Genomic DNA, 6,188 nt, shown 5'->3' on the forward strand with positions numbered 1-6,188 from the left:
CTCTCCTTGGAACTTTCAGTTTATCCTTAATGAGCCATCTTTATTATTTGAAAAGAGGAGTATAGTATGGGACTTAATCATGAATTTGAATTGATAGAAGAGCATAGTGATAAAGTATTAAAAGAACTGAGTATACATGATGACTTTTTAAATTACATTGATACAACAATAGGAGAAGAAAACAATTTGTTTTACACGGTTCCTTCTATTAATCCTGATTATCAAGAGAAACCATATGGCTTAGTTTTCCCTGAATACAAAGGCTTTAATTATTATGGAGTAACGGTTTTTAATAAACACTCTGTTAGTGAACTAGAAAACATGTTTTTACAATGGAAAGACGTGATCCTCTCTTTTCCCACCGATGTTTATTATTATGAATTAGAAACAATGGATGAAACAGAAAGGGAAAAGCTCACCCTCGAAGAACTTGAGGAGGTTAAAGAGAAATTTTTTGATAAAAAAGATTTGTTAAACGTTATAGAAGGTTGTTTGGAAATGGTTGGCTTTATAAAAGATGCTAAGTATATCTTGTATCATGCAGGAATATAGACACAGTTTCCTTAAAATGGTTGATGTAAATAGTCATAATTTTACTTAAAATGATGATTTTTCCTGACCGTTTATTTATATTTGTAACTAAACAGTTGGGAGGAGTGTATTTGATGAAAAAGAGTTTGTACTTATTAATGGTTAGTATTTTTTTATTATTTTTATCAGGGAACCAAAGTGAAGTCTATGCTTCTTTTAATGAAGGAAATGTACTTGTAAAATCTGATGTTATTAACGTTAGTCAAAGTGAATTATCAGAATCTGGCAATAAGGAATTTAAAAGGTTAGCTTCTTTGCCGAACGCTGTTACGATTAATGTGACTCCTAGTGTTACAGGTGTAACAGTTAAAGTGAGAAATTATGGGGTGGATACGGTAGACAGTGTAGTAGTTACAGTTAATTCACCGAAGATTTTGACCTCAAAAGGAAAAGAGCAAAAAGGAAAAAACAAAAGCACCTTTGTTTTTACTAACTTAAAACCTGCTATTTCCCAAGACAAATCTAAACCGGTACCGATGGTTAGAACCAAGATGTCTTATACAGGTAGCGCAGTCATTAAAGATGGCAAAAAAGTTGTTACTAAAAGTGTTAACGCGTCTTTAGATTTTTCAACGGATCAGTTGACTAAAGAATGGGATAAAGGAACTTTTTCTGATATTCATAAATCGATAGATTATCACTTTGCAAAACACTATAATGATAAGTATGTTAAAGTAAATAATTTACAACAGTATTTAAATAAAGCCTCAAGTGCTAGAAGTGAAATGAAAAATATTACTAAGACAACTAGTAAATATAGGTATAAAAAGAGTGCAACCTCTATAAAAGTAACAAAGATGAGCGGAAAAACTACTACTCAATATGTATTACTCACAAATACAAAAGCAAAAAAATTATATAGTTACGGAGGCGATTAAATGAAAAAAAAGAGAACAGTTCTACTTTCAGTTTGTGCTATTGTAGGACTAATATTTATATCATCAACTTTCGTTTATGAAAAGGTTAAGGCGAATGATGACCAAGGTGTTAAATACATACCTAATGTCAAAGAAGATACAATTTATGTAAACTTGGATGAAGAATAAATGAGAGGTGAGTTTTAACAAAAGAGGAATTAGAGAGTGAACCAATCTAAAATAAAATGATCTGAGTAATGGTTCAGAACCTCCCGCGTCGTTTTTTGTTGAGGGAGGTTCTTTTTTTGCGGCAATCATTCTTTCAATCGGTTTGCTAAAGCTTAAAAGTAACCATACAAAATTTTAGCTACTGCATGAGTGTGCAAATCGTTGAACGATCGTATATAGAAAAGAGTGCATGTTTTTTCGTTCACTTTCCAGTAAGCATGTGGAGAATGGCTTTATTCTTTTCTATGCTTTCATGCAACTAATTCGTCTTTTTATATCAATCCATTGAGTGATGAATGAATCAGCAAAATAAGTCAACTATAGAAGATTTATTGTTAGAATGAAAAAAGAATACATTAATAGGAGAGGAAAAGAATAATGTTCAAAACGTTTATTGCATTCATTGCTGCTGCATCCATGCTAACAGCTTGTAATAGTAATGAGGCACATAAAGACAATAATGAGAGTACCCCAAAAAACGAGGAAGTTTTACAAACAGAGAACATACAAGAAGAGCGGCAAGAAAATGAACAGCCAACAGAGCAAGCCCAAAACCAATCTAAAGAAAGTGTAAATCATGAGGAATGGTCTTCATTACCTGAATATAATAAGATTATTGAGCAGATTGGGGACAAAGATAATAGATTTCAAACGGTAACAGATAACGAAGGGAAACGTATTCTTCTTATTAAAGATGAAAATGGGGAAGAACAATATAAAACTATATTTATCAAAAATACCAGTCGCCTTAAAATCATTAAAGTAAATGGAGGCGGACAAATTTTCAATGGCACCTTGGCTCAAAGCTAGAAACTATTCGTTGTTTATTACATTGTAAGTTAGTTTCATATCGATCGGAACAAAGATAGAGATTTAACTAAAATTCAATTACCCACAATTAAAACGATAATGCGCACAAATAGGAACGGACCAAGCGATTAAAAAACAAAACTGAAAACGGCTAGAGAAGAATCCATTTTGATTAAATTTTTCAAAATGGATTCTTCTTGTTTACCATAAAATATGAAGTAGTGTTGATCAAACTTTATTTTAAAGCTCTGTTTAATAAAAGAACGGCCTTTTTGAAAAGGGGTAACCATGTGGATGAGCACATGGAGAGGTTGCTCTTTTTATTAATCAATAGTTTTTAGACATCTGCATGTATAGAAGAATAAAAGATTGGCAATGATAGAGACAAGAATATTTAGTAAAGGAGAGAGAAATGGTGATTGTAGAAAATAAATTGATGTTGACTAACTTTATCAATAAAAACCAGTTTGATTTGAATGCTTATCTTGTTTACTTGTTCCATAATGAGGACCAGTTAAAGTCAGTTAAATAAGAAGGTGGGGTGGGCTCTTTGAGTGAATCAGAGAGTTCTTTTTATATAGTTTGGCAAGGCTCAATTTTTGCTTCTTCTTTATTCGGATGATTGCTACCTAGCAGAAAAACTTACTATTATATTTAAAAAAGTTATTGACCCCGTATTTAAAAGAATGATATAGTTCTCTTTGCTGCTAAAAACAGTGAGATAGAGAAAAAATATTTTAAAAAAACCGTTGACACTATTATTGTAAAATGTTATTATAATATAGCTGTCGCTGATAACGACAACAAAACAAATTGATCTTTGAAAACTGAACAAAATACATGCCAGTAAGTTAATTCTTATTTTTAAAACATGAGCAAGTCAAACAATCTTTTTGGAGAGTTTGATCCTGGCTCAGGACGAACGCTGGCGGCGTGCCTAATACATGCAAGTCGAGCGGACTTGACGGAGCTTGCTCTGTTCAAGTTAGCGGCGGACGGGTGAGTAACACGTGGGTAACCTGCCTGTAAGACTGGGATAACTCCGGGAAACCGGGGCTAATACCGGATATTCTTTTTCTTCGCATGAAGAAGAATGGAAAGGCGGCTTTTAGCTGTCACTTACAGATGGACCCGCGGCGCATTAGCTAGTTGGTGAGGTAACGGCTCACCAAGGCGACGATGCGTAGCCGACCTGAGAGGGTGATCGGCCACACTGGGACTGAGACACGGCCCAGACTCCTACGGGAGGCAGCAGTAGGGAATCTTCCGCAATGGACGAAAGTCTGACGGAGCAACGCCGCGTGAGTGAAGAAGGTTTTCGGATCGTAAAGCTCTGTTGTCAGGGAAGAACAAGTACCAAAGTAACTGTTGGTACCTTGACGGTACCTGACCAGAAAGCCACGGCTAACTACGTGCCAGCAGCCGCGGTAATACGTAGGTGGCAAGCGTTGTCCGGAATTATTGGGCGTAAAGCGCGCGCAGGCGGCTTCTTAAGTCTGATGTGAAAGCCCACGGCTCAACCGTGGAGGGTCATTGGAAACTGGGAGGCTTGAGTGCAGAAGAGGAGAGCGGAATTCCACGTGTAGCGGTGAAATGCGTAGAGATGTGGAGGAACACCAGTGGCGAAGGCGGCTCTCTGGTCTGTAACTGACGCTGAGGCGCGAAAGCGTGGGGAGCGAACAGGATTAGATACCCTGGTAGTCCACGCCGTAAACGATGAGTGCTAAGTGTTGGAGGGTTTCCGCCCTTCAGTGCTGCAGCTAACGCATTAAGCACTCCGCCTGGGGAGTACGGCCGCAAGGCTGAAACTCAAAGGAATTGACGGGGGCCCGCACAAGCGGTGGAGCATGTGGTTTAATTCGAAGCAACGCGAAGAACCTTACCAGGTCTTGACATCCCGCTGACCGGTCTGGAGACAGATCTTTCCCTTCGGGGACAGCGGTGACAGGTGGTGCATGGTTGTCGTCAGCTCGTGTCGTGAGATGTTGGGTTAAGTCCCGCAACGAGCGCAACCCTTGATCTTAGTTGCCAGCATTCAGTTGGGCACTCTAAGGTGACTGCCGGTGACAAACCGGAGGAAGGTGGGGATGACGTCAAATCATCATGCCCCTTATGACCTGGGCTACACACGTGCTACAATGGATGGTACAAAGGGCTGCAAGACCGCAAGGTTTAGCCAATCCCATAAAACCATTCTCAGTTCGGATTGCAGGCTGCAACTCGCCTGCATGAAGCCGGAATCGCTAGTAATCGCGGATCAGCATGCCGCGGTGAATACGTTCCCGGGCCTTGTACACACCGCCCGTCACACCACGAGAGTTTGCAACACCCGAAGTCGGTGGGGTAACCCTTACGGGAGCCAGCCGCCTAAGGTGGGGCAGATGATTGGGGTGAAGTCGTAACAAGGTAGCCGTATCGGAAGGTGCGGCTGGATCACCTCCTTTCTAAGGAAATTGTGAACCGTGCCAGGCTTTTAGCCGCACGTAGTAGCAACAGAGAACGCTGTTCTCACAAGCGAATTAACGGCATTGTTTTTTGTTCAGTTTTGAAGGATGAATTCCTTCTCTATAGGTAAGCAATCTTGTTCTTTGAAAACTGGATAATATCGTATAAAAGTAACCAAGCAATAACCGAGTAATCGCCATTTTAGGTTAAGTTAGAAAGGGCGCACGGTGGATGCCTTGGCACTAGGAGCCGAAGAAGGACGGGACTAACTCCGATATGCTCCGGGGAGCTGTAAGTAAGCGTTAATCCGGAGATTTCCGAATGGGGAAACCCACTGTTCGTAATGGAACAGTATCCCTACCTGAATCCATAGGGTAGGAGAAGGCACACCCGGGGAACTGAAACATCTAAGTACCTGGAGGAAGAGAAAGCAAACGCGATTCCCTGAGTAGCGGCGAGCGAAACGGGAACAGCCCAAACCAGAAGGCTTGCCTTCTGGGGTTGTAGGACACTCTATACGGAGTTACAAAAGAACGGTGTAGGCGAAGAGGTCTGGAAAGGCCCATCAGAGAAGGTAACAATCCTGTAGCCGAAACATCGTTCTCTCCAGAGTGGATCCTGAGTACGGCGGAACACGTGAAATTCCGTCGGAATCCGGGAGGACCATCTCCCAAGGCTAAATACTCCCTAGTGACCGATAGTGAACCAGTACCGTGAGGGAAAGGTGAAAAGCACCCCGGAAGGGGAGTGAAAGAGAACCTGAAACCGTGTGCCTACAAGTAGTCAGAGCCCGTTAATGGGTGATGGCGTGCCTTTTGTAGAATGAACCGGCGAGTTGCGATTTCATGCGAGGTTAAGCCGTAAAGGCGGAGCCGCAGCGAAAGCGAGTCTGAATAGGGCGCATGAGTATGAGGTCGCAGACCCGAAACCAGGTGATCTACCCATGTCCAGGGTGAAGGTAAGGTAACACTTACTGGAGGCCCGAACCCACGCACGTTGAAAAGTGCGGGGATGAGGTGTGGGTAGCGGTGAAATTCCAATCGAACCTGGAGATAGCTGGTTCTCTCCGAAATAGCTTTAGGGCTAGCCTCAAGGGAAGAGTCTTGGAGGTAGAGCACTGTTTGGACTAGGGGCCCCCCTCGGGTTACCGAATTCAGACAAACTCCGAATGCCAAAGACTTATCCTTGGGAGTCAGACTGCGAGTGATAAGATCCGTAGTCAAGAGGGAAACAGCCCAGACCACCAGCTAAGGTCCC

At 41.4% G+C, this 6,188-nt stretch carries 4 protein-coding genes and 2 rRNA genes (1 of these 6 running past the window's edge); all 6 read left to right on the plus strand.

Annotated features, from left to right (window positions below; translation table 11 throughout):
- The first annotated feature begins 66 nt into the window (after window positions 1-66).
- Window positions 67-552, plus strand: coding sequence for a hypothetical protein (locus MKZ02_RS23380; protein ID WP_120038621.1), 486 nt, complete (start codon window positions 67-69; stop codon window positions 550-552).
- 113 nt (window positions 553-665) lie between these two features.
- Window positions 666-1,469, plus strand: a complete 804-nt coding sequence (locus MKZ02_RS23385) for a hypothetical protein (protein ID WP_340856831.1) — start codon at window positions 666-668, stop codon at window positions 1,467-1,469.
- Window positions 1,470-1,637 carry a hypothetical protein gene (locus MKZ02_RS23390; RefSeq protein WP_182917201.1) on the plus strand — a complete coding sequence of 56 codons (168 nt, stop codon included), beginning with the start codon at window positions 1,470-1,472 and terminating at the stop codon, window positions 1,635-1,637.
- Between the two features lie 417 nt (window positions 1,638-2,054).
- Window positions 2,055-2,486, plus strand: coding sequence for a hypothetical protein (locus MKZ02_RS23395; protein ID WP_340856833.1), 432 nt, complete (start codon window positions 2,055-2,057; stop codon window positions 2,484-2,486).
- A gap of 890 nt (window positions 2,487-3,376) precedes the next feature.
- Window positions 3,377-4,930 (plus strand): 16S ribosomal RNA (locus MKZ02_RS23400).
- 205 nt (window positions 4,931-5,135) lie between these two features.
- Window positions 5,136-6,188, plus strand: a 23S ribosomal RNA gene (locus MKZ02_RS23405) (it continues 1,879 nt past the right edge of the window).
- Together the 16S and 23S rRNA genes form the textbook arrangement of a ribosomal RNA operon.

This window comes from Pseudobacillus sp. FSL P4-0506 (assembly GCF_038003025.1).
GTDB lineage: Bacteria > Bacillota > Bacilli > Bacillales > Domibacillaceae > Pseudobacillus.